The sequence below is a fragment of the Paenibacillus sp. tmac-D7 genome, from assembly GCF_006519665.1.
Classification (GTDB): domain Bacteria; phylum Bacillota; class Bacilli; order Paenibacillales; family NBRC-103111; genus Paenibacillus_G; species Paenibacillus_G validus.
Genome location: NZ_VIDW01000006.1, coordinates 106819 through 131239 on the forward strand (window position 1 = coordinate 106819; position 24421 = coordinate 131239).

A 24421-nucleotide genomic window follows, 5' to 3' on the forward strand; every position below is an offset into this window, starting at 1 on the left:
CAGGTAGCTTGCCCCAATTCTGGAAATTTTACAAATGCAAAAAAACCGGCATCCGCATGAAGCAGAGATGCCGGTTGGCAGAAGTTAATTGAGGCCGGCTTTAGCCAGCAGATCGCGCACCGCAACGCTAACCATAATCAGGCCGGCCACTGGCGGCACGAACGCGTTGCTCGCCGGAGGCTGCTGCGCCTTGCGGATTTCCGGCGCGTTGTCCGGTACGATCCGCTGGGTGACATCCTCCCGGGGCTTTATCGGCTCTTCCGTGGAGAAGACGACTTTAACCCCCTTGTGGATGCCTTCCTTGCGCAGCTTGTGACGAATGACGCGAGCAAGCGGATCAACCGTCGTTTTCGAGATGTCCGCCACCTGAAAACGCGTCGGGTCCATCTTATTCGCCGCCCCCATGCTCGAAATGAGCGGGATTTTGCGGCGCCGGCACTCCTTGATCAGGTGAATCTTGTAGCTGATCGTATCCGAAGCGTCCAGGACGTAATCAAGCGGATATTCAAACAGCTTCTCGTACGTTTCCTCGGTATAAAACATGCGCAGTGCAATGGCGTCGCACTCCGGATTGATTTGCAGAATGCGGTCGCGCATCAGCTCCGCCTTCGGCTCACCAACGGTCGACAGGAGAGCGTGGATTTGACGGTTCACGTTCGTGATATCCACCACGTCCTTATCGATCATAACGATGCGGCCGACCCCGGTGCGGGCCAGCGCTTCGGCGGCAATCGAGCCGACGCCGCCGATGCCGAGCACCGCAACCGTACTGTTTCTCATGACGTCCAGCCCTTCCGGGCCGATCGCCAGTTCCGTTCGTGAAAATTGATGCAGCATCGAGGGTACGCTCCTTTCAGCAAATCCTCTTATTTCGTAACCGGCGGCTTGACGGCAATGCGAATGGACAGCTGCTCCAACTGCTTATCGTCCACCGTACCAGGTGCATCGGTAAGCAAATCGGTCGCGCTGGCCGTTTTCGGGAAGGCGATCGTCTCACGCAGGTTGGTGCGGCCGGTTATCAGCATGACCAACCGGTCGAACCCGAACGCGATCCCGCCGTGCGGCGGTGTGCCGTACTCGAACGCTTCCAGCAGGAAGCCGAATTTCTCATTCGCTTCTTCCGGCGAGAAGCCGAGAGCGGCGAACATTTTTTCTTGCACTTCGCGCTTGTAGATCCGCATCGAGCCGCCGCCGACTTCGTACCCGTTAAGCACGAGATCGTACGCTTGCGCGCGGATTTGGCCCGGATCGGTATCGAAGAAGTGAACGTCCTCTTCCTTCGGACGCGTGAACGGATGGTGCTCGGCCACGTAACGTTTCTCGTCTTCGTCGTAGCTGAGCAGCGGGAAGTCGACGACCCAAGCAAACTTAAACTGGCTCTCGTCGATCAGGCCGAGCTGTTTGCCGATCTTCAGACGCAGGTTGCCGAGTACGTCCGCAACGACTTTCTTCGTGTCGGCGGAGAACAGCAGCAGGTCGCCTTCTTCGGCTTCCAGACGCTCTTTCAGCAATTCGAGCTCCTGCTCGTTGAAGAACTTCACGATCGGGCCTTTCAGCTCGCCGTCTTTGTACGTAATCCAGGCCAGCCCTTTGGCTCCGTAACGGGCGGCGAACACGCCGAGATCGTCGATTTCTTTGCGGCTCCAGACGCCGCATCCTTTGGCGTTGAGAGCCTTCACCTGGCCACCTTTGGCGATGACGCTGGCGAATACTTGAACGCCGGATTGGGCGACGATGTCGGACACGTCTTTCAGTTCAAGACCGAAGCGCAGGTCAGGTTTATCCGAGCCGTATTTGCCAATCGCGTCGGCGTAGCTGATCCGCTGGAACGGGGTCGGGATTTCCGTGTTGGCGGTTTCGCGGAACAAGCGTACGACGAGCTTCTCCATCAGATCAAGCAGCTGATCCTGCGACAGGAACGACGTCTCGATGTCGACCTGGGTAAACTCCGGCTGGCGGTCGGCGCGAAGGTCTTCGTCGCGGAAGCAGCGGGCGATCTGGTAGTAACGCTCGAGGCCGCCGACCATCAAGAGCTGCTTGAAAATTTGCGGCGATTGCGGCAGCGCGAAAAATTCGCCCGGATGGACGCGGCTCGGCACCAGGTAATCGCGCGCGCCTTCCGGCGTGCTCTTGGTCAGGATCGGCGTTTCCACTTCGATAAAACCGTTCTCGTCGAGGTAATCGCGGAACACCTTCGCCGCTTTGGAACGAAGCTGCAGCGTGCGCTGCATTTCCGGACGGCGCAGGTCGAGGTAACGATACTTCAACCGCAGCGACTCGTCGATATCGATGCCGTCTTCGATGAAGAACGGCGGGTTTTTGGCCGGGTTCATAATTTCGAGTTCGGTAATTTGCACTTCGATTTCGCCGGTCGGCAAGTTCGCGTTCACCGTTTCCGCATCACGCTCGACGACTTTACCGCGAACGGCCAGCACGTACTCGTTGCGCGCACGATCTGCGATGCCGTGCGCGTCGCCGGAAAATTCCGGGTTGAACACGATTTGCACAAGTCCGCTCCGGTCGCGCAGGTCAATGAACAAGACGCCCCCGAGGTCGCGGCGGCGCTGTACCCAGCCGTTCAAAGTGACGGTTTCACCGACGTTGGCTTTACTTAACGTTCCACAGTCATGCGTTTTTAACATTTGTGTCATGATTCGTACCTACCTCCAAAGTGTGGTCAACAAGGATTGAACTTAGTACTGCCCGCAAATTGCGGAACTGCGGTGCGCGAATATCCGGGTGCGCGCCGGCAGCTTATTACGCCCGCAGCCGGGCGGCCAGCGCTGCGGCAAAGCCAGCGAGCGGCAGCGTCTCCTGCTCGCCCGTCGCCATCGCTTTAACGGTGATCTCGCCTTTCGCGAGCTCATCTTCGCCGAGAATGGCGACATAAGTGGCGCGGTGGCGGTCAGCCGACTTCATCTGCGCTTTAATTTTACGCGATTGATAATCCCGCTCTGCGGACAGCCCCTGCATCCGAAGCTGCTGGAGCAGCTTCACAGTTTCCTTCTCGGCCGCTTCGCCGAGGCCGATCAAGTACACGTCGAGCGGCTTCGCAGCCGGAATCTCGACACCCTGCGCCTGCAGCACGAGCAGAATGCGCTCGAGGCCGAGGCCAAGGCCTACGCCCGGCTGGTCGTTGCCGCCGATTTGGCCGACAAGGCCGTTATAACGGCCTCCGCCGCCAATCGTATCGATGGCCCCGATGCCCGCCGCCTTATACTCGAACGCCGTGTGGGTGTAATAGTCCAATCCGCGCACAAGGCGAGGATTGAGCCGGTAAGGGATATCCATCGCCGCCAGGTGATCCTGCACCGCTTGGAAATGCGTCCGGCATTCTTCATCCAGATGCTCGACGATCGTCGGCGCGCCCTCGCAGAACTTCTGGTCGATCTTGCAATCGAGAATCCGCATCGGATTGCGGTCATACCGCGATTGGCAGTCTTTGCAGAGCTGGTCTTTCACCGGCGCAAAAAAGCGTTGAATGTGCTCGCGATAAGCGGCGCGCACGGCCGGATTGCCGACCGAATTGATCTCCACGGTGACGTCCTTCAAGCCGATCTCCCGGTAGAACGAATACCCAAGCGCGATGACTTCCGCATCAATGCCGGGATCGACGGAACCGAACGCCTCGATGCCGAACTGGTGGAATTGACGGTAGCGTCCGGCCTGCGGCTGCTCATAGCGGAACATCGGCCCGATGTAGTACAGCTTGCTGACGTCCGGTTCGCCGTACAGCTTGTTCTCTACGTATGCGCGAACGACGCCGGCAGTCCCTTCCGGACGAAGCGAGATACTGCGGTCGCCCTTGTCCTGAAACGTATACATCTCTTTCTCCACGATGTCCGTCGTTTCGCCGACGCCGCGTTGGAACAGCTCGGTGTGCTCGAAAACAGGCGTGCGAATTTCGCGGTAATTGAACCGGCGGCACAGCTCGCGGGCTTTATTCTCGAGATACTGCCACTTCTCGATCTCGCCGGGCAGCAGATCTTGCGTGCCCTTAGGTTTCTGTATACTCATCTGGGTCTGGCTCCTTTCTCCTTGACACGAACACAGGTGTGAAAAATAAAAAATCTCCCGCCCCTGTCGATAAAACAGGGACGAGAGAATCGGTTCCGGTTCTCCCGCGGTACCACCCGCGATTTGAATGCATCGGCCGCCGCGGCAAGCCGGACGGAAGAAGGACATTCACACTTGAGGCGGATAACGCCCGCTACACGCAGCACGGCTACTGTCCGGCTTCCCTTGTCTTTCGGCTGTCAGCACGAAAAGCGCGGGTAGCGCCGGGGTTCCCCGACTGTCCTCCGGGAGGTCTGTTCATCCGATTCGCATAAGGAAGCTTGCAGCCTGGGCTTCCCTCTCTGTCCTATGCAAGGTTCGAATTACTTGTTCCCATCCATGGATCGCATCAATGACTTTCAATGTTCACATTTTAACTGCGAATTTTGGCAAAGTCAAGCATACACTGCTGCGCATAAACGGCAAGCCCGAAATTGAAGGCGGGTGGCGAAAACCGTGTCCACCGCCCGCCCAGGCGTCCTGGGGCGACACTCCGCTCTGATTGCGTTCTGCCCGTGATCAGACCCGGCCGGGATGAAGCATGCTGATGAAGACGTTTAACGATTACCGGGAAAACATAACATATACATTCCATAAACCTGACACGTATATTACTTTATCGAGTCTGCGAAATTTCGGCTGTTTCATGATCAGCATGAAGGGCTTTGCCCGCTTCATCCTTCACCAACCGGGCATGTACGACAAATCTGCCTGCCACCGGGTCCAGCAAATAATCACAGGTGGACAAAGTTATAATCCGGTCCTCGGTGCCAGGCTCCACATCCCTCGGATACAGTGATTTTTTCTGAATATTCTCCAGAAAGGCCGCATAAGCCCCCTCATCGTTAAATTCCGTTTCTATATAATTAAAATCCGTTGTCGTATAATAAGCCGCAAAAACCTCAGCCGTATAAGATTCATACAAGGTGTCGAAACGGATTTTCCGATGCGTATCATAGTAGTCCCGATTCACATACTGCTTCAATTCGCCAAACATGGTACCATCCTTCATCCGGTGGCCGTAAATAATCGTATTGCGGTCGTCCGCTCCAATGTTATTGCGAAAATCGAGGAAAATGCTGCCCGCCTTGGATGCCTCTCCTTTATAGTTGCGATATAAGTAATGCTCGTTATCAGAACCTTGAACCACGGGATAATCGATCCGGCTGCCCTCCAGCCTGATCCACCCCACTACGTCTGGATTCAGCTCCAGCAGCGGCTTGAACGAGCTGCGAATCGGACGCTCGCTCCCCCCACCGTAGACGCTCTCCGCTACGGCACTGGCTCCCGCAGAAGAGAACGATTCCTTAACTTGCTCTGCTGCGAACATTCGGCTCGCCTCAGCGAGCACCTTACGGTTCTCGTAGTATCCCCAACCAACGGCCGTCAATCGAATCGAGGCATACATAAACACAGCAACCGCCAGTAGGGTCCAGACCCGATGCATGTGCCGACGCCTCCCCCGCTCCAAAGTTAAACGTCTCTATTCTTCGGTTTCTCCGTAAGTATCCTCTGCCGGCCTTGTTCAAATCGGATTAAAAATACCTGAGGACGCCGGGGTTCCGGCATCCTCAGGTTTTTGCAGCTATGCTAGTACCAGCTTATTACTTTACATAATTGTTCAGAGCCAGGATTAGGGTGACCGCTTCTGCGCGCGTCGCGCTTTCATTAGGAGCAAACAGGTTGTTGTCCCGTCCGCTAATTATACCCAGCTCATTCGCTGCCGCCACTTCGGCTTGCGCCCACTGCGGAATGCTGCCTGCGTCCTCGAAAGTCGACTGCGCGTTCGCCTCTACGTCCAGCTTCAACGCACGTACGATGATGACCGCCAGCTCCGCACGGCTGATCTTGCGCTCGGCACGGAACGAACCGTCTTCATACCCCCCGATAATTCCGGCTTGCACCACAGGAGCCAGATGCGGTTTCACCCACTCCGGAATGTTCTCCAGATCGGTGAAGCTCAGTTCTTCCGTGCTTGGGACCAGCTTTAACGTCCTGCTCAGCAGCGTCGTAAATTCCGCACGGTTAATTTCGGCATCCGGACGGAACGTACCGTCTTCGTAGCCGTTCACGATGCCGAGCCCTACGGCTCGTTCAATGGCCGCCTTCGCCCAATGGTCTTCAAGATCTGCGAAGCTGCCGCTTACGCCCTGCTGTTTGCCCGGCTTGATTTGTCCGTTATCCGAAGGCTGCTCCTTATACGGCTTCACGCTGTTTCCGTCCAGTACAAATTCTACGTTGTACTCTCCATTGTATTTGCCTGGCACCGCAAGAATGAATTGGGCGAATATTTTCGTCTTGGTGTCCTTCACTTCGAACTGCAGCGTTCTTTCATTCCGCTGCTCGTTCGTCGAGACGACTTCCGCATCGGTCAAGACGCCGTCCTTCTCGATCTTCAATCCCGTAACTTCCTTGTTTGACACCGTGACGACCAGATAGCTCTTCCCTTCCTTCAGCACCAGCTTGGCCGGGTGCTTCACATAGTCATTCGTTACCGATGTTTGCTTGGAGCCCCGTAGATTCAGCGCATACTCGATGGCATATTCTCCCTCTGTGTATTTTTCCAAGAACGGCTTATTCGCATCATCTTGCGCTGGATTTGCCCCGCTCGCGATCGCCTTGATCGTAGATTTGTCGAAGGTCAGGTGAACATCATACTCATGATCGTACAAGAAGTCCGGGCTCACCTGCCAGTAAATCTTGACCCAGCCTTTTAATTTTTCCGTCAGGTCATTGACCTGGAACTTTACGGTCCGCGTATTTTTCTCTTCGTCCGTTTGGCTCACTTCCGGAGTGGACATACCTCCGCCATTGTCAATTTTAAAATCCGTGACTTCCTTGCTTTGCTGTAACGTAATCTCGACGAACATCGTTCCATTCTGGACCGTCAGCCTTCCCGGTGTAATGACATAGTCCTGCATCACCGAAGTTTCGTTCGTGTTATACTTCAGGAACCTGTAAGCGATGCTGTACGTGCCATCCGGAATTCCATGAATATTAGGTGTCGTGCCTCCACCGCCGGGTCCTCCACTGCCAGGTCCGCCTCCACCAGGCCCCTCCGGATTGGTTGTCGGAGGTGGAACAAGCGCTACTTCAGCGAACGCAATTTCAAAGGCACGCTCCGTCTGATCGGCATCCACGAGGCTTAGCACGTACACAGCCGTACGATCCTTCACTTCAAAGCTGATTGCCGATGCAGCGCCGTCCGCGCTTAACACGGTCACAACTCCCGCTTGCTTGGCAGCAGCTGCAACCTTTTCCACGTCTTCCAGACTGCCGTCTGCTTTTTTCATTTGAATCTTTTTAAGCTTCACACCGACTTTCAATTCGAAAGTGGCTACCTGCTTGCCGCTGCTCACCTCAAACTTCGCACCGCTGGAAACATAATTGCTGATTGGCGCTCCCGTTGCATCGGTAATCATGGCAGGCAAGCTGAAGGTGTAGCTTGCATCCGCCAGAATCTCGGAAGCGTTAAAGATGACCAAAGCTTTTTTCAGAGCATTCACAGCTTCATTCACAGCTTGTTGTGTCGCTGTCGTACTAGAGGAAACGTCTTTAGCCGTATCAATTGCCTTTTGCAGGGCAGCCTTGGCCCCTGCCGCATATTGGCCGGGCGAGCTGCCCTCTGCGGCTGCTTGATACTTAGCTTCAGCTTCTGTGATTTTGCTGTTCAGCGTCGTCTTGCTCACAGGAAGCACAGGCAAGTTGCTGAAGCCCAGTTCTACGTCATATTCATGGTCATACAGGTAGGAGTCGGTGATCTGCCAATAAATTTTGACCCATCCATCCTTGCGAGCCGTTAAGTCTTCAACTTCAAAGCGGACTGTACGTGTATTGGCTGCCTCATCGGTGCTTACAGTCTCTGTTTCCTGTAGTACGCCGTTTTGCTTCGTTTTGAACGATACGACTTCCTTGCTTTGCTTCAACGTGAAGGACACATAGTACTTGTCGTTCTCCAACACTAGCTTGCCGCTGTTCCGGTCCACATAATCATACATCACGGAGTTTTGATCGGTGCCCTTTTTATAAATCGTAAAGCCGATCGGATACTCGTTCGGATTTCCTGTTCCAGGATCTGGGTTGGCAGGGATCACCGATGCTTGGAACGCATCGACTGCCGCCTGCAATTTCGCAGAAGCGTCGGCGATTTGCGGCCTTGAAGCGGCAAGCTTGCTTCCGGTAACCGCCGCAAGCTCAATAGCCTCTAACAGCGTCGCTTTGGCTCCGGCTTGATATTGTCCCGGCTCCGTGCCTTCCACCGCACCTTCATGAAGCTGTCTGGCGTAGGCAACGGAATTGTTTAAGGCTGCAAGCTGATCCGCATTGAAGCTGATGTAAACGGTTTTGGTCACACCGTTCACCGTGTACCTCAAACCTGTTAACCCCCGCCACTTGGAGTCATCTGCAGAAGCATACCGAATAGCGGGTTGATAAACCTTGTTCTGCGCATCCGACTGATTCTTCACGGCAGACGCGGCGAGCGAATACGACGTTCCATAGGAGCCTGCGGCATTAGGAGAAAGTCTTTTCACATCAAGCTCACCGGCAGGATTTACAAAAGTAATATTCGCATATGCCTGATAATACGGATCTTCCGCTTGCTGCAGGATAGTGGCTGTATGCTTGAATTCATTCGCATAAACCGATTCCGTAGCAGTATCCGTATCCGAATCCAGAATCAGGATGTTAACGGCAGACGCCACAAACTTCCGCTTTTGTATATCTTTAAATCCAGGTGTGAGGGAATCGCCATTATACAAATTATTATATTGTTTGGATACGTCTTCGGGAGAAGCGTAGACATCAGCTACAACATTCGATGCAGCTTGGGTCCTATTAACAAAACCTTGAACCGTGGGGTAGGGATACTCGTTCTCCGAGAAGGCATAGACAACCTGATTGCCCGGCCCTCCCTCAGCTGCCCCGCCATCCTTGGCCGTTTGCGTAAAAGCTCTTATTTCTTCAATTAACTGGATTAAAGGCGCCTTGTCCACAACAATCTTCAGGGCATTGTATTTGTCTAGAGCCGCCTTAAGTTTATTATAGGCCGCCTTGATGATCGTCGGTTCTCCGCCCGCATTAGCTGCAATGGTTTCCGATTGGGTGATGCTGAGATAGAACTCCGCTTTCGAGCCGACCGGGTAGTATCCGTCCCCGGTTCCTTCATAGGTACTGGCATAAACAGAACGCGCCACTGTAGCCAGTTCGTTAAACATGGCCAGCGTAACCGGTTCATTACCGTTATCTCCGCCATTACCAGGGCCCCCGCTCCCGCCATCGCCATTACCGGGATCGGGAATGACGATTTGGCTTATATCCAGTTCCAATCCGACATGATACCAATAGTTATAAGGTACAGGTAATTTGAAAATATTATCTTTATCGTCAACATGAAGTAAAAGATCCTGGATCTTACTGATATCCTCGATTTCCATTTGCACGATGACATTCCTGCCGTCTTCCGTCAATCGGGTCACAACCGGCTTATAGCCTTCAATTCCAGTAACGACCGGTGCTTTTCCTACCTCTTCATGAATGACCGCCTTGTCTCTGCCTGCCATACGCGAGCCGAAATAGGCGAATGTAGCGTAGTTTTCCTTCGTAATCTGATTCTCGAATTTCGCATGACCATTCTGTATAATCAGCTTTCCTGTATTCGGCAGCATATAGGCGTTGGCAGCCGATACTTCCGAATGGTTTGTATCCTTAACATACCGGTATCCGATCGCATATTCCCCATCAGGCACGATAGAGGATGTTTCCGCCGCCGATACCGACCCGATTTGCAGGGCAGACAGCAATAATACGAAGGCAAGCCAAATTGCCATTGTTTTCTGAATTTGCTTAGTCAATTGATCGTCTCTCCTCAAACAGATTCCATTTATCGATACAAAAATGGTTATTCAACCTTGTAAAAACAGTAAATGTCTTTATTGCAAGTGAAGAATGGCCCCTGGTGCTGAGCCATTCTTCACTACTTATCTGTAAATTAAAGATTCCATTTAATTTGCAAATTCATATATCCGCTATGAGGACCCGCATTCACTCCAAGCTGAACCGGCAGATTTTCTTCAAAGTCAGCAACGTCAAACGTAAAATAAATGAAGTCGCCCGACACTGTGCCTGTAATGGTGTCGTATGCATCTGTTGCAGAATTATAGACTTTCAACCCGTAAATATAATCCGTGTCATAATGCACCGTAACTGTGCTTCCCGAAACAACCGCATCATTAGTGAAGGAGCTTGCATGTGGAGAAGGATTGCCGGCAGCATCCAAAAATTCATAGTTAGAAGCGGCCGCGAAAGCCGGTACGGCCAGAGCAAGCGCGAATACGAAAAGCATCAGCATCATCGAAAAAGTCTTTTTCATGGACATTCTCATTATTAACACACTCCTTGGTTTTTTTGGTTTTGTGCTTAGGACATGAACGCGTTGAACAAGCAGAAACTAATTAAACACGGGCGACCCTCGAAGCTGCAAAACAATGAACCGGACTTCCCGCCCTCCTTTCCTGCGTGTTTGAATGCCACAGAAAAAGCAGATTTTGTAGATAATGATAATCATTATCAGTCTGGATGTAAAAAAAAACTTCTGCGGCTGAGGTACATGATTAGGCCTATAAACAAGTACCCCTTCTCTTCAGAACATCGATGACGTGTGCACCATCTTTCGACACCCCTATCTTATATTTGCGTTCTAAATTTTGTCAATATCTATTTTTCCTGCTATTTTTTCTTTAAATTTACATGAAAAACCCCTAATTTATTTTGCTTCCGAGGGACGCAAAAACAGAATGCAAGCCTTAGCAGATGCAGACTCTCTCCCCCTGAACGCTCAAATGGATGAACAGGGGGCCGTTCTTTGAGGGCATAGATGAACTAGACATAGAGACATGTCTTTATGCCTAATGGAACTATTCATCGTTTGTTATACACGAACATTACAATCAGATCCCCACAGGCAAAACAATCATCCCGGCCTCCTCATCCTGCCGGATGATAGACTGCACCCCATAGACAGATTGAATCGTCTGCGCCGTAATGATCTCCTGAGGCGCTCCCTGAAGCTCCACGCGACCATGCTTCATCACGACAATTTCGTCACTGTAACGAATCGCCTGATTGATATCATGCAGCACCATAATAATGGTCAATCCATGGGACACGTTCAAGCTCTTGACAAGCTCCAGCACCTCAATCTGATAGTAGATGTCCAGAAATGTAGTCGGTTCGTCCAGAAACAAAATTTGCGTCTGCTGGGCGAGCGCCATCGCAATCCACACCCGCTGCTTCTCCCCGCCGGAAAGCTGGTCCAGCGTCACTCCCCGCTTCTCCAGCAAATTGGTGCAGCTTAAGGCCCAGTCGACGGCCTTCTCATCCTCTTCCCCATGTCCGGAGAACAGCCCTTTGTATGCCATTCTTCCGAAGCTCGTCAGCTTCTCAACCGTTAAATCCAGCGGAGCCTCATTCTGTTGGTGAACGACAGCAAGCCTCTGAGCGAGCTCCCGGGGCTTGTAGCTGGCGATAGCCTTGCCGTCCAGAATAACCTCTCCGCTGTGCGGTATGTAATTCTGTGACATGACCCCGAGCAAGGTCGATTTCCCGCAGCCGTTCGGACCGATGATCGTTGTAATTTTGCCATGCTGAAACTGACAGTTGATCCCCATGAGCTGGTCTTTCTTTTTATCGTACGAGAAGCTCAGCTGCTTAATGTCCATAGACGCGATCACTCTTCCTGAGCAAAAATATTAAGAAGGGCCCCCCGATAACGGTCATAATGATGGAGGCCGGAATTTCCGCCGGAGCGAGCACGGTTCTGCCCAGCGTGTCCGCAGTCAGAATCAATAAAGCCCCCGCCAGGGCGGAGAACGGAATCAACACCTTATGATCCGATCCGACCAGCAGACGTGCAATATGAGGGACAAGCAGTCCGACGAAGGCAATAAGCCCGCCAATGGCTGTGGCCACTGCTGCCAGCAGCACGGCAATCGCCGAAATCCACAGCCGTGCCCGGGATACGTGAAGCCCGACATTCTTAGCCGATTTGTCCTGCAGGGCAAGCAAATTGCACCACGGACTGACCAGCCAGGCGAGCAGAAGCCCGATGGTTCCATAAACCAGCATAATATGCACATCACCCCAGTTCTTCATCGTGAGGATGGAAGTCACCGCCTGATTGATGCTCGTGACCGCGTAGCTGCCACGATAATTAAAGGATTGTCCCAATCCGCTGAAGGTTGCATTAATGGCAATCCCGACCAGAATAATCCGGATCGGAATCAGACCCGATTTCCATGAAAACGAATAGACCAAGAAACAAGCCAAAGCTCCCCCCAGGCACGCGAACAAAGGCATCCAGAAAAACAGGTTCGGGAAGATCGACACGGTCAGAACCGAGACAAAGCCGGCTCCTGACGAGATCCCGATGACCCCTGCGTCCGCCAGCGAGCTGCGCATCACAGCTTGCAGCAGCACCCCGGAAACGGCAAGAGCCGCCCCTACGAACAGCGCAACGATAATACGTGGAAGTCTCAAATCCCGGATGACCTCTACCTGTTTGTTCGTTCCTGTAAATAATCCTTGGATCAGCTCAAGTCCCCCGACTTTAATACTGCCCGTGCTGGCGGAGTAGACAGTGACCGCGATCAGGAGGACAATGACCCCCCATATGCTCCATACCTTTTTGTTCATCCCAAGCATCCTTTGTTAGGTGTAGGTTATCGTCATACGGTTCTGCACATGAATTCATGTGCGTTCATGCGGGTTTTTACGGCTTTTAGGGATACAGCATTTTCACCGTCGCTTCCAGCGCTTCGCTCACAGCAAAATTGCCCGTGGTCGGAAAAAGCTCCTCCGGCAGGTCATACACCCGATTATTTTGCACAGCGGAGAAATGCTTCCATATGTCATTCTTCTTGAATTCCTTCTCAAACATCTTTACGACTTCCTCAGGCATGCCGTGGGCTGCGCGCAAAATGACGTCGGGATTGGACTTCTGTAAATATTCCGTATTGGAAGCCAGATATTCAACGCTTTCCCCCTGCACGATGTTCTTGCCCCCCGCAAGCCTTACCAAATCTCCGATATAGGAATTTTCGGTAGCGACCAAATAGCTTCCGGGCACGCCGAGCAGGATCAGCACCGTTGGCTGAGGCTTGCCCTCGACCTGCTTCTTGATCTGCTCCACCTTGGCCTTATATCCATCCACAATAGCCTTTGCCTGATTTTCCCGACCATATCTGGTTCCCATATCAAGAATGGCTTGGCTCATCGTGTCCAGACTGGTGAAATCGAGAAATTTTGCCGTGATGCCCGCATTCTTAAATACCGGGGCCAAATCGTATTCCAAGGTCGTAACGGACAGCACTTCAGTCGGATCAAGCGACTTGACAATTTCCATATTCGGTGTCATCGGATTACCAACCTTCGTTACCCCATCATAGCGTTTAGGCAACACCTTGGAGCTGGTCGGAATGCCCACCAGATCGAGTTCCAGGGCATCTGTGAATTGAGTCGCTGCTACTGTCGTCGATACGACTCTGTAGTTCTCCGCTGGCGCGGGCTCCGCTGCCGGTGTTTCCCCAGTTGACAATGCGCCTGTTGCCACGTTGCCGGAGCAGCCGGTTACGAGGACGGCCAATGATACGAGTGAAGCGCCCATCCATGATTTCATGCGCATTTTATGCTTATCGCTCCTTTCAATCCAATTTGCCCTCTACACATAACGGCTTAGAAATACCCGAAGACACCGGGTGCCGGTATCCTCCAAGGTCTGCAGCCATGTTAGTCCAAGCTTATTATTTTACATCATGGTTCAATGCGAGGATCAGGGTGACCGCTTCAGCACGCGTCGCGCTTTCATCAGGGGCAAACAGGTTGTTATCTCGCCCGCTTATGATACCCAGCTTGTGCGCTGCCGCCACTTCCGCTTGCGCCCACTGCGGTATGCGGTCCGCATCCGCGAAGGTTGCCTGCGCGTTCGCCTCTACGTCCAGCTTCAACGCGCGTACGATGATGACCGCCAATTCCGCACGGCTGATCTTGCGCTCGGCACGGAACGAACCGTCCTCATATCCTCCGATAATTCCGTTTTCCACCACAGGGGCCAGATGCGGTTTCACCCACTCCGGAATGTCCGCCAGATCGGTGAAGCTCAACGCCTTCGTGCTTGGCCCCAGCTTCAACGTCCTGCTCAGCAGCGTCGTAAACTCTGCACGGTTAATGTCAGCATTCGGACGGAATGTCCCGTCTTCATAGCCGTTCACAATGTCTAAACCTGCGGCTCGTTCGATGGATGCCTTGGCCCAGTGATCTTCAAGATCGGCAATGCTGCCTGTGTCCGGTTGTTTACCCGTCTCGGTTAACCCATCGTCGGCCGGCTGCTCTACATACGGCTTCACGCTGCTTCCATCCAGTACAAATTCTACGTTGCTCTCTTCCTTGTCTTGGCCTGGCACCGCAAGAATGAATTGGGCGAATATTTTCGTCTTGGTGTCCTTCACTTCGAACCGCAGCGTTCTTTCATTCCGCTGCCCGTTCGTCGAGACGACTTCCGCATCGGTCAAGACGCCGTCCTTCTCGATCTTTAGTCCCGTCACTTCCTTGTTGGACACCGTGACCGCCAGATAGCTCTTTCCTTCCTTCACCACCAACTTGGCCGGGTGCTTCACAACGTCGTTCGTTACCGATGCTTCCTTCGAACCCCGCAGATTCAGCGCATACTCGATGGCATATTCCCCTGCCGTGTATTGTTCCGACAACGGCTTTTCCGCATGATCTTGTGCCGGATTTGCCCCGCTCGCGATCGCCTTGATCGTAGATTTGTCGAACGTCAGGTGGATATCATATTCGTGATCGTACAGGAAAGTTGGACTTACCTGCCAGTAAACCTTGACCCACCCTTTTAATTTCTCGGTCAGGTCTTTGACCTCGAACTTCACGGTTCGCGTATTCTTCTGCTCATCCGTTTGGGTCACTTCCGGAGAGTACAAGCCTTCGCCGGTGTCAATTTTAAAATCGGTGGTTTCCTTGCTTTGCTTTAACGTGATCTCGACGAACATCGTTCCATTCTGGACCGTCAGCCTTCCCGGTGTAATGACATAATCCTGCATCACCGAAGTATCGGTCGTGTTAAACTTAAGAAATTTGTAAGCCATGCTGTACGTACCGTCTGCAATTCCGTGTGGATTCGAGTTAACGACAGGAACGCCTCCACCGGGACTCTCCCGGCCCGTTAAGTTTCCATCCGCATAGACCGCAGGTGTCTGAACGGCTGCCAGCAGTGCAAACAACATCGTCCATACGAAAACTGCTTTTTGTATACGATTGCTCAAAATAGGCTCTCTCCCTCCGGCTGCCCTATTTTTGTTTGATCAGGGCTGTTGACGACGCTTTCTTCCATGAATCTGATACGCCACAAACAAGCCGGATACAACCAGCATACCTGCCAGCATACCGATCGGGGCCTCGTCCCCGGTTTGAGGATTCACAACGGCCGATCCTTGACCCGCATTTGCAGATCCTGAAGATTTGGCGGCAGACACCGGAGCCGATTGGCCCGCTGCGGCCTTGTCCGCGCCAGACTTGCTGTTCTCGGCAGTTTTGCTTCCCGGTGAATTAGAAGCCGGTGCGCTGTTCTTCGTGGCCTCGGAAGGTTTGGCTGCTGCAGGCGGTTCGCTCTTGGCCGGTGCGGCTCCCGTGCTCTTGATCGTTTTTGGGTCAAAGATGAACCTGATCGTATAATCGTGATCATAATCAATATCCGGTACCGTCACGTGAATTTTCGAAATCAAAGGCTTGCTCAGATCATCGATCTTGAACTGAACCACCCGGGTATCTTCTTCCTTATCGCTTCTGATCACCTTCGCATCAGCGAAATCGCTGCCAGCCGGCGTTTTAAATACCGTGATCCATTTACTGTGGTTCAATTGAATCTGTGCCGTGATTTCTCCGCTTTTAACATTCAACAAAGCCGGCTTTTCGAAATAGTCGTTGGCCATGGATACAGAATCATTCTCCGCCTTCGTGATCACGTAGTCGATTCTGTATGCACCATCTGCCAAATCTGAAGCGGCTTGCGCAGCCGGCGAGATAACCAATTGCAGTGCCCATAGCAGCGCGATGACAAAGGACGGCAAAGCTAACCTTCTTTTCATTTATCGTTCTTCCTCCATTTTCCTTGGATTAATTAATGACAAGATAATGATTATCATTCTCAATGATAGCTCAAAAAAAATGACGACTCAACATGATTCGAATCATTTCTACATCTCCCCTACCGAGACCGCTGCTTCAGCATCACAACACCTCGAACCTAAAAAAATGTGTCCACACGAGTCCAAAATTTTCCCAACGGCTTGATGATAGCTTAAGCTGCTAGAAAATGTCAACACTTTTCAGCATGGCTTAACGCCGTATAAATCCTCAAAATCAGATGTTTTCTTGATCTAATCTTTATTAACCGCTCAATAAGAAACTGTTTTCTTGCATGTTTTTGGATAATCATACCATAAAATATGTTGACAATGATATTCATTCTCATCTATTATTTTTTTATCAAGGATTGTCACAATTTGGTCACCAATGCGAGTTATACCGCTAAAGTGAAGTTCGAAGACGATTATCCTGTCATGATCCCGCTTAAACCTGTATAAACCACAAGGAGGAGTTAACCATGATCATTGTTACAAACACCTCTCACATTACGAAGGGAGAAGCTCACAAGCTGATTGAGCGCTTTGACAAAGTAGGCAAAGTCGAGTATATGCAAGGATTTCTCGGTCTGGAAGTTCTTTTGACTGAAAACACGAAGGAATACGATGAAGTAACCGTCGTTACGCGCTGGAACTCGAAGGAAGACTTCAATGCGTGGACGCGCAGCGATGCTTTCCGGGAATCCCATTCTCATCGTGAGAAGCCCGATTACATCATCTCCAACAAAATTACGTTCTACGAGGTGAAAATTGTCCGCCATCCCATCGTTGCAGGAGACGCTTCTTTATCCGTTGGTTAATGCATAATGCACCCGTAACCGGGTGTACTGCAAAAAGGCCGAATCTCTCGATTCGACCTTGTTGTATCGCGGTTGATTGTCGTTATTTATTTGTCATTCCTTAATACCTGGTAGACATCCTTAATCATCATATACGTGTCGCCGTTCGTCAGCTCCTGCTTGTCCGCGATCGCTTCCACGGTAGCCGGAGTCAAGTAGCCTTTGCTCTGCAGCGCGCTGACTGCATTGTTCTCCGCGGCTTCAACTTTCAACAGCAGCGCCAGCATATAAGCGGCTTGATCCATCGTCACCGGCAGCTTCTTCGGATCGGAGCCCTTGGCGAGCGCGGCCGCCGGATTGCCCGTCATTACCGAAGGCTTGAATTTGCGCATGCCCTCGAGCATATTGACCATGCGCTGCTGGTTGCTCTTCGCATCGAGCGCAAAGTTGTTATCGTAGCCGCCCGTCGCCAAGCCAAGCGTGACGGCCGCCTTCAAGCCCTCATACGCTTTATGCTGCATGAACGGCTCCGGCTTGAGCTCGTACGGATTCAGTACCATGCCCTGCGCGCTCAACGTTTGGTGCAGCACGGCGATGGCTTCCTTAGAGGCGGCCATCTGCCGGAACGAAAGCTTCTGTTCGGCAGCGATCTTTACGGCCGCTCCGGCGGCTTCGCCGGCGGCCATGCCGACCGGAATGACGCGCGCCGTACCGTGCGGCAGCGAGTCATAGCTGGCAGCGCGGCCGACCACGAGCAGCCCGTCGACCTTCAGCGGCACGATGCTGCGGAACGGCACCGCGTACTGCTTCGGATCGGTAACGACCGCACCGGTATCCGCAGGAGACATACGCTGAATGTCGACCGGGTACTCGCCAAAAGCGATGCGATCCCACTGGTCGCGATTTTCCAGCACGTCCAGAATGCTCAACCGGTATTCCCCTTGAATGTGCCGCGTTTCGCGAACATACAGCTCCGGTGCCGTGGCATCGAGCTCGATGCCGGCGAATTCCGGATACTTCTCTTTCATGTAAGCGACGATGTTCGGCAGCTCGTTCTTCGCAAGCTCGAACGCTTCCGCTCTGGACTTGGCGTCCGTGCCGTCGATGCCGAAAACTTGCAGCGCATTGATCAGCATCGTATTGTCGTTCTGACGACCGATGTTCAGCCCCCGCATCGCGACCCGCTCTTTATTAAGCGGCGGATAATCCTTCATCTCCTTGTAGCCCCATGCGCTCATCGCATTGGCGCCTGTTCCCGCATCACCGTCATTCTCCAGACGCTCCTGCACTTTCTTCCACACATCCGGCGTAATGTTCTTCAGCCGGAACACGAGGGTTACCGCCATGCGCGCCTTCTTGTCGCCAAGGTCCTCGCGGCCCGTCGTATACGGAACGCCAGCCTGCGCGGCGATGTCGGCATCCTGCGTGGCATCGATCACCGCGCCCGCCTTAACGGTTTGCGTCGTGCCGTCCGCCAGCGTCAGCTTCAAGCCCGTCACCGTCTGAGCTGCGCCTCCCGCTTGCACGACCGGCTCCATCGCCTGTACCTTGAGCAGCACGTCGATATTTTTCTCCGCCGCCACCAGCTCGTTGAACGCATTCGCCGCCGTCACGACGTCGAACGAATCGCCTTCGATTTTACTGTACCAAGCGCTGAAAATACCTTGGTTCAGCACCTCGCGCTTGTGCAGAATGCTTTTCTCCGGTTCATAGTTCATGTCCAGACTGTTGAGCCAGCCCAGCGTCATTAAGCCGCCCAGCACGCCGCGATCGCGCCCGTCCACTAGCAGCGTCTTCAATCCGTTGCGCGAAGCCGAGACAGCGGCTGCGACGCCCTCCGGATCGGTGCCGGCTACGATGACGTCGTACTGCTCCTTCGGCGTTTTCACAGTTTGAACTTCCTGAAGCTTTTGTACTTGACCGGCTTTAACGTTCTGGACCGCCGCTTTCTTCTGCCATACGTAAAGTCCGCTTGCTGCCGCCGCGATCAATACGAGCGCCACGAGTACGCCTATGTAGCCCTTCAGACTTCCGCCCGAAGCATAATTGGAATTGCCCGCCATAATACACCTCTCGTACTAGAATAAAAAGTCCGTTTCAGCCCGGCTTCCGCCCCTTTTACATACGTAAGGCCACCGCAAAAGGTTTCAACATTCGCGCAAAAGCGACAACGCGCGGCCGCAAAGGGATAGGGCATCCCTCAGCTCCCCTCCCTTTAAGCGCAACTTGCCTTCACGCCTTCAAGCCGTCAACTGCTGTTGCGCGCACTTGCTCATGCGCTTTCGAATCCCCCAGGCTTCGCCTTCCCAGTTTCGCCTTCCCTGCCGCAACTGTTACGATGGTGCGACGCCGAGCCCGTAGGCTTCGTCAAGCAGGCGAATTTTTTTCTCGATATACTCGCGGTATGCCTGGTTGTACGCCGCCGGCTCCTTGGGATTCGGGAAGCGCTCGATCCGCTGTTCGTACCCGTCCTCATGCTCCACCTTCGGAAACAGCACCTTGCTGACAGCGCCGCAGCCGAGGCCGATAATCGTCTGGCGTTCTTCCATCATGAGGATGTTGTACAAGCTCTCGTACCCTTTCAGCGCGTAGCCGACGTTCTCCTGATTGCCGAGAATGTTTTTCTGCCTGTACATGTAGTAAGGCACATAACCGCGGCGTTCCGTCCAATCCGATGTGAGCTTGATCATCTCGGTGATTTCGTCGCGCTCCGCCACCTCATACGCGTCTTTGTTCTTCGTCATGCGGGACGCCCGTTTGAACGACAGCGTATGGACGGTCAACGATTCCGGCATCAGCTTCCCGGTTTGTTCAAGCGTCCGTTCAAGCTCCGCCATCCCTTCGTTCGGCAATCCGATGATCAGGTCCATGTTGATGTTGTTCATGCCAAGCCGGCGGGCCAGATTGAACTTCTCGATCGTCTCCGTCACCGTATGGTGGCGACCGATCGTATCGAGCGTCGCCTGCGTGAAGCTTTGCGGGTTGATGCTGATCCGGTCGACGCCAAACCGTTTCATCACTTCGATCTTATCCTCGGTGATCGTATCCGGCCGTCCGGCTTCCACCGTCAGCTCCCGCACGCGATCCATACCCGGGAACGCTTCGCGCATCGTCACGAATAACGATTCCATCTGCTCCGCCGTAATGCTCGTCGGCGTGCCGCCGCCCCAATAAATCGTCGTGATGCTCACGCCCGCCGCGCGCATCCAGCGGCCCATCTCGCGGATTTCGACGTGGAGCCCTTCCAGGAAAGCATCCACCGACCCTGTGTTCCCCCGGATATCGTAGGCGGGAAACGTGCAGTACGCGCACTTGGTCGGACAGAACGGAATTCCGATGTACACGCTCACCTCGCGATCGAGCCGGAACAAATCCGGGATGACGTTCAATTGCCGCTGCGCAATTTCGGCCAGCAGCTCGACCTTCGGTTCCGTCACGAGGTATTCGTCGCGCAGCACCTGCTTGCACGCCTCGATACTGTTGTTCTTCATCATCAGGTTGTGCATCAGCTTCGTGGGACGGACGCCGGTCAGCGTGCCCCAAGGCTGCTCCATGCCGGTGTACTCGCCAAGCACCTGCAGCAAAGCGTAGTTGGCCGCCCGCTTCGCGGTTCGTTTGTACCCTTCATCCCGATGCGCTGCGGCGCGCGTGTGCGTCCATTCGCAGACAGTGCCGTCAGCCCGATCGGTCAGCTTCGCCTGCGCCGTCACATGCCCCCCGGCTTCGTCCACCCGCACTTCGATACGCAGATGCAGATCGGCGTCTTCCGACGGTTCGTACACCGTCTCCACCTCTTCAAAAAACAACTTGCCTATATGAAACGGCTCGCTCGCCTGCTCGCCGAATCCGACGCGTTCCAGCTCTATTTTCAACTTCATCTCGCCCTTCATTTAAAACTAGCCATAGTGTAGCACATTTGCCCCGGACTGGAAAAGAAATAGGCCGTTTTCGCAGCCTGCCTGCGAGAACGGCCTATTCGTCGTTAACGAAACGTCTTGCGCGGCGTTCGTTTCAATTGCTCGTGCGCGGAAGAGAATGTGGAGCTCATTTCGCCCGCCGTCCCCTCTGACGATAGAAGCGCCACTGCCTCTCCCATATGACCGAGAGCCGTGAACAGCTCCGGCATTGTCGCGATTTGTTCTTTCGGCGATCGGTACATACCGTGTGTCTCCTTCGGGTCCGTCTGGATGTGAGATTGCGTCCACACCTGTCAGGGTTCCCCAAAAGCGACTGCCTTATCCCTTTATGCCCCGGGCTTGCTCTCCACAATGAGCGTAACCGGCCCGTCGTTGACGAGCGATACGTCCATCATGGCGCCGAACTTGCCGGTTTCCACCTTCAGCCCTTGATCCCGCAGCAGCTCGTTAAATCGTTCGTACAGCGGTTCCGCCGTCTCCGGCCGGGCCGCCGCCATGAAATTCGGACGTTTTCCTTTACGGACATCGCCATACAGCGTAAATTGCGATACCGATAAGATTTGACCTCCGGTGTCCAGCACCGACAAGTTCATTTTTCCGGACTCGTCTTCAAAGATGCGCAGCCCCGCCACCTTCTCGGCGACATACCGGGCATCCTGCTCCGTGTCGCCTTCTGCGATGCCGACGAGCAGCACGAGCCCGGCGTCGATCCGTCCGACCGTAACACCGTCTACCGTTACCTGCGCCGCTTTGCTGCGCTGCAATACGACTTTCACTATGGTCTGCCCCGTTTCCTGTCCAAGTTAAGCCTGCATAATCCGCTGCACCGAATACACGTCCTTGACGCGTTTGATTTTCTCGACAACCGCATGCAGGTGATCGATATTGCGAATGAGAATCGTCATATGAATCATCGCCATCTTATTCTTATCCGAACGGCCCGACACGGCGGAAAGCACCGTCTTGCTTTCAGACACCGCCTGCAGCACTTCGTTCAACAATCCCCGGCGGTCGTGACCCGTAATTTCGATCTCGACGTTGTAGTTCGCCTCGACATCGTCCGCCCACTCCACGTCGATAACACGGTTGCCTTCGTCGCTGCATTCCGCCGAAGGAATGTTCGTACAGTCGGACCGGTGCACCGAGACGCCCCGTCCGCGTGTAATGTAGCCGATGATATAGTCCCCCGGCACCGGGTTGCAGCACCGCGCAAAACGGACAAGCACGTTGTCCACGCCCTTGACTCTAACGCCGTTGGTCGGGCGCCCTTTGCGCTCCTTGTCCATGCCCGGCGCCCTCATCTCTTTCACTTCAGACGTGAGCTGAAGCGCCTGCTGCTGGGCTTCTTCCGCTTCCCTGCGCACTTTCTCCGTCAAGCGGGTCACAATCTGCGCCGCCGTAATGCCGCCGAAGCCGACCGCGGACAACATATCTTCGACCTCGTGGAAGTTGAACTTCTTCGCCACCTCGAGCATCTCGTCGTCTTTCATAACCACAGACGGCTCGAAGCCGAGTCGCTTCACTTCGCGCTCGATCATTTCGTGGCCCTTGATTACGTTTTCTTCGCGGCGTTCCTTCTTGAACCATTGCCGGATTTTCGTCCGGGCGTGCGACGACTGCGCAATTTTCACCCAATCCTGGCTCGGACCGTACGAATGCTTCGAGGTGAGAATCTCCACGATGTCGCCGGTCTTAATTTTATAGTCGAGCGGCACGATGCGTCCGTTCACTTTCGCGCCGATCGTCCGGTTGCCGACCTCCGTATGAATCCGGTATGCAAAATCGAGCGGCACAGACCCGGCCGGCAGCTCGATGACTTCACCCTTAGGCGTGAAGACGAACACGAGATCCGAGAAAAAGTCCATCTTCAACGACTCGACGAACTCGGAGGCGTCCTGCGCTTCATTTTGCAGCTCAATAATTTCGCGGATGAACTGCATCTTGTCTTCATAGCCCCCGGAAGGGACGTTGGTGCCCTCCTTATAGGCCCAATGCGCCGCTACCCCGTACTCGGACGTGCGATGCATCTCGAACGTGCGGATCTGCACCTCCAGCGGCTCCCCCTTCGGCCCAATGACGGTCGTATGGAGAGACTGGTACATATTCGGTTTCGGCATCGCGATGTAATCCTTGAAGCGGCCCGGCATCGGTTTCCACAACGTATGAATAATTCCGAGCGTGGCGTAGCAATCCTTGATATTGTCGACAATGATGCGCAAAGCAAGCAGGTCGTAAATTTCATTGAACTGCTTGTTGCGCGCGGTCATTTTCTTATAGATGCTGTAAATATGCTTGGGACGACCGGAAATATCGCCGTCGATACCCATTTCGTTCAGCTTTTCGCTTACGTTCTGAATGACATCATTGATGTATTGCTCGCGCTCGGTGCGTTTTTTCTGCATCAGGTTGACGATCCGGTAGTACTGCTGCGGATTCAAATAACGGAGGGCGATATCCTCCATCTCCCACTTGATCGCAGAAATCCCGAGACGATGCGCGATCGGGCAAAAAATTTCCAGCGTCTCGTCCGCGATCCGCCGCTGCGCTTCTTCCGACTGATGCTTCAAGGTGCGCATATTGTGCAGACGGTCGGCGAGTTTGATCAAAATGACGCGTATATCCTGAGCCATCGCGACGAACATTTTACGATAGTTCTCGTTCTGGTGTTCTTCTTTACTCTTGAATTTGATCTTCTCCAGCTTCGTTAAGCCGTCGACGATCATCGCACAGGTTGCCCCGAATTTCTCACGTACGGTTTCGAGCGAGACGGTCGTATCCTCCACCACGTCATGAAGCAGCGCGGCAATAATGGAGATCGTATCCATTTGCATGTTGACCAAAATTTCCGCTACCGCGAGCGGATGCAAAATATACGGTTCGCCCGACTTGCGCACTTGACCGTAATGGGCTTGGTCGGCAAATTCGTAGGCTTCCCGGATTCGAGTGAGATCCTGTTCTTTGATATAACTGGATGCCTTCTCAAGAAGCTGCTCTATCCCCATCGGTCTATCCATTCCCTTAATTCGATTTTAATCCATTATGCCCTTGAACCGGGCCCTGCGTCAAGAATTTACGGGACAAACCGACATTTTGCGCGGATTCCGCTCAGCCTTGCCGTAAGCGGTCACAGTCCGCTCACTCGGCTCAGCCTTCGTCGATCTGCAGCAGCCGTTCGTCCAACGCGCGTTCGGCCGCATCCCCGCCGCCTGCTCCCGTCTGAACGGCAAAAAGCGCTTCCAGCTTTCTTCTTTCCTTCAGGAGGGCGTCATTTAACTGTATCGATGGAGCGTTTACATGGCGGCTCATGGTATTCATCATCGTCATGACTCCTTTGGCGGACTGGGGTAAGTTTTTTGTCTGGCTGACGCTCCAGGGCGCTTGTACTTTCTTACCCCATACCTATGGAAACTGACGCAGCAAGCTGCCTGTCACTTGCGCTGAACCCCTGCATGGGTGT

18 protein-coding genes are annotated in these 24421 nt (G+C 53.5%); 1 reads left to right on the forward strand and 17 read right to left on the reverse strand.

The genetic code is table 11. The features are described from left to right. Positions 1–84: 84 nt before the first annotated feature. The 11 genes from FKP33_RS06485 to isdC all read right to left on the reverse strand — a co-directional run bounded on the left by FKP33_RS06485 (position 85) and on the right by isdC (position 16211). Complete coding sequence (locus FKP33_RS06485; RefSeq protein WP_054799938.1) at positions 85–837, reverse strand: tRNA threonylcarbamoyladenosine dehydratase; 753 nt, start codon at positions 835–837, stop codon at positions 85–87. Between the two features lie 29 nt (positions 838–866). After that, positions 867–2651, reverse strand: a complete 1785-nt coding sequence (gene aspS, locus FKP33_RS06490) for an aspartate--tRNA ligase (RefSeq protein ID WP_127607095.1) — start codon at positions 2649–2651, stop codon at positions 867–869. 106 nt (positions 2652–2757) lie between these two features. Next, a complete protein-coding gene (gene hisS / locus FKP33_RS06495) occupies positions 2758–4017 on the reverse strand; it encodes a histidine--tRNA ligase (RefSeq protein WP_127607093.1) in 1260 nt (419 codons plus the stop codon). Between the two features lie 655 nt (positions 4018–4672). Next, the gene (gene srtB / locus FKP33_RS06500) at positions 4673–5503 is read right to left on the reverse strand and encodes a class B sortase (protein WP_127607092.1); all 831 of its coding nucleotides are present in this window, start codon (positions 5501–5503) and stop codon (positions 4673–4675) included. Positions 5504–5660: 157 nt separating this feature from the next. Beyond that, the gene (locus FKP33_RS06505; RefSeq protein WP_141334267.1) at positions 5661–9908 is read right to left on the reverse strand and encodes an NEAT domain-containing protein; all 4248 of its coding nucleotides are present in this window, start codon (positions 9906–9908) and stop codon (positions 5661–5663) included. A gap of 137 nt (positions 9909–10045) precedes the next feature. Then, positions 10046–10438 carry a hypothetical protein gene (locus FKP33_RS06510; protein WP_054799933.1) on the reverse strand — a complete coding sequence of 131 codons (393 nt, stop codon included), beginning with the start codon at positions 10436–10438 and terminating at the stop codon, positions 10046–10048. Between the two features lie 565 nt (positions 10439–11003). Beyond that, positions 11004–11774, reverse strand: coding sequence for an ABC transporter ATP-binding protein (locus tag FKP33_RS06515; RefSeq protein WP_141334269.1), 771 nt, complete (start codon positions 11772–11774; stop codon positions 11004–11006). Then, a complete protein-coding gene (locus FKP33_RS06520; RefSeq protein WP_127607086.1) occupies positions 11764–12747 on the reverse strand; it encodes a FecCD family ABC transporter permease in 984 nt (327 codons plus the stop codon). Before FKP33_RS06520 ends, FKP33_RS06515 begins: the two co-directional genes overlap by 11 nt. Positions 12748–12832: 85 nt before the next feature. Further along, the gene (gene isdE, locus FKP33_RS06525) at positions 12833–13735 is read right to left on the reverse strand and encodes a heme ABC transporter substrate-binding protein IsdE (RefSeq protein ID WP_373423835.1); all 903 of its coding nucleotides are present in this window, start codon (positions 13733–13735) and stop codon (positions 12833–12835) included. A 118-nt stretch (positions 13736–13853) separates the two neighbouring features. Continuing rightward, positions 13854–15389, reverse strand: a complete 1536-nt coding sequence (locus tag FKP33_RS06530) for an NEAT domain-containing protein (RefSeq protein WP_141334273.1) — start codon at positions 15387–15389, stop codon at positions 13854–13856. A 39-nt stretch (positions 15390–15428) separates the two neighbouring features. Then, positions 15429–16211: a heme uptake protein IsdC gene (gene isdC, locus FKP33_RS06535; RefSeq protein ID WP_127607082.1), complete on the reverse strand. Its 783-nt coding sequence runs from the start codon at positions 16209–16211 to the stop codon at positions 15429–15431. A 518-nt stretch (positions 16212–16729) separates the two neighbouring features. Here isdC and isdG point away from each other — a divergent pair. Then, a complete protein-coding gene (isdG, locus tag FKP33_RS06540) occupies positions 16730–17068 on the forward strand; it encodes a heme oxygenase (RefSeq protein ID WP_127607080.1) in 339 nt (112 codons plus the stop codon). Positions 17069–17154: 86 nt separating this feature from the next. Here isdG and FKP33_RS06545 read toward each other — a convergent pair whose 3' ends face one another. The 6 genes from FKP33_RS06545 to FKP33_RS27010 form a co-directional block, all read right to left on the reverse strand. Further along, complete coding sequence (locus tag FKP33_RS06545) at positions 17155–19110, reverse strand: FAD-dependent oxidoreductase (protein WP_054797608.1); 1956 nt, start codon at positions 19108–19110, stop codon at positions 17155–17157. Positions 19111–19380: 270 nt separating this feature from the next. Next, positions 19381–20925, reverse strand: a complete 1545-nt coding sequence (locus FKP33_RS06550; RefSeq protein ID WP_127607078.1) for a coproporphyrinogen III oxidase — start codon at positions 20923–20925, stop codon at positions 19381–19383. A gap of 104 nt (positions 20926–21029) precedes the next feature. Then, the gene (locus FKP33_RS06555; RefSeq protein ID WP_155613771.1) at positions 21030–21206 is read right to left on the reverse strand and encodes a hypothetical protein; all 177 of its coding nucleotides are present in this window, start codon (positions 21204–21206) and stop codon (positions 21030–21032) included. 84 nt (positions 21207–21290) lie between these two features. Further along, positions 21291–21740: a D-aminoacyl-tRNA deacylase gene (dtd, locus tag FKP33_RS06560; RefSeq protein WP_054797607.1), complete on the reverse strand. Its 450-nt coding sequence runs from the start codon at positions 21738–21740 to the stop codon at positions 21291–21293. 27 nt (positions 21741–21767) lie between these two features. Beyond that, positions 21768–23966 carry a RelA/SpoT family protein gene (locus FKP33_RS06565; protein ID WP_127607076.1) on the reverse strand — a complete coding sequence of 733 codons (2199 nt, stop codon included), beginning with the start codon at positions 23964–23966 and terminating at the stop codon, positions 21768–21770. A gap of 142 nt (positions 23967–24108) precedes the next feature. Next, positions 24109–24282: a hypothetical protein gene (locus FKP33_RS27010; protein WP_164751784.1), complete on the reverse strand. Its 174-nt coding sequence runs from the start codon at positions 24280–24282 to the stop codon at positions 24109–24111. Between the last annotated feature and the right edge of the window lie 139 nt (positions 24283–24421).

Excerpts from the sequence above, each read along its gene's own strand:
- FKP33_RS06485 (WP_054799938.1), bottom strand. The coding sequence starts at position 837 with ATGCTGCATCAATTTTCACGAACGGAACTGGCGATCGGCCCGGAAGGG.
- aspS (WP_127607095.1), bottom strand. The coding sequence starts at position 2,651 with ATGACACAAATGTTAAAAACGCATGACTGTGGAACGTTAAGTAAAGCC.
- hisS (WP_127607093.1), bottom strand. The coding sequence starts at position 4,017 with ATGAGTATACAGAAACCTAAGGGCACGCAAGATCTGCTGCCCGGCGAG.
- srtB (WP_127607092.1), bottom strand. The coding sequence starts at position 5,503 with ATGCATCGGGTCTGGACCCTACTGGCGGTTGCTGTGTTTATGTATGCC.
- FKP33_RS06510 (WP_054799933.1), bottom strand. The coding sequence starts at position 10,438 with ATGAGAATGTCCATGAAAAAGACTTTTTCGATGATGCTGATGCTTTTC.
- FKP33_RS06515 (WP_141334269.1), bottom strand. The coding sequence starts at position 11,774 with ATGGACATTAAGCAGCTGAGCTTCTCGTACGATAAAAAGAAAGACCAG.
- FKP33_RS06520 (WP_127607086.1), bottom strand. The coding sequence starts at position 12,747 with ATGAACAAAAAGGTATGGAGCATATGGGGGGTCATTGTCCTCCTGATC.
- isdE (WP_373423835.1), bottom strand. The coding sequence starts at position 13,735 with ATGCGCATGAAATCATGGATGGGCGCTTCACTCGTATCATTGGCCGTC.
- isdC (WP_127607082.1), bottom strand. The coding sequence starts at position 16,211 with ATGAAAAGAAGGTTAGCTTTGCCGTCCTTTGTCATCGCGCTGCTATGG.
- isdG (WP_127607080.1), top strand. The coding sequence starts at position 16,730 with ATGATCATTGTTACAAACACCTCTCACATTACGAAGGGAGAAGCTCAC.
- FKP33_RS06545 (WP_054797608.1), bottom strand. The coding sequence starts at position 19,110 with ATGGCGGGCAATTCCAATTATGCTTCGGGCGGAAGTCTGAAGGGCTAC.
- FKP33_RS06550 (WP_127607078.1), bottom strand. The coding sequence starts at position 20,925 with ATGAAGTTGAAAATAGAGCTGGAACGCGTCGGATTCGGCGAGCAGGCG.
- FKP33_RS06555 (WP_155613771.1), bottom strand. The coding sequence starts at position 21,206 with ATGTACCGATCGCCGAAAGAACAAATCGCGACAATGCCGGAGCTGTTC.
- FKP33_RS06565 (WP_127607076.1), bottom strand. The coding sequence starts at position 23,966 with ATGGGGATAGAGCAGCTTCTTGAGAAGGCATCCAGTTATATCAAAGAA.
- FKP33_RS27010 (WP_164751784.1), bottom strand. The coding sequence starts at position 24,282 with ATGATGAATACCATGAGCCGCCATGTAAACGCTCCATCGATACAGTTA.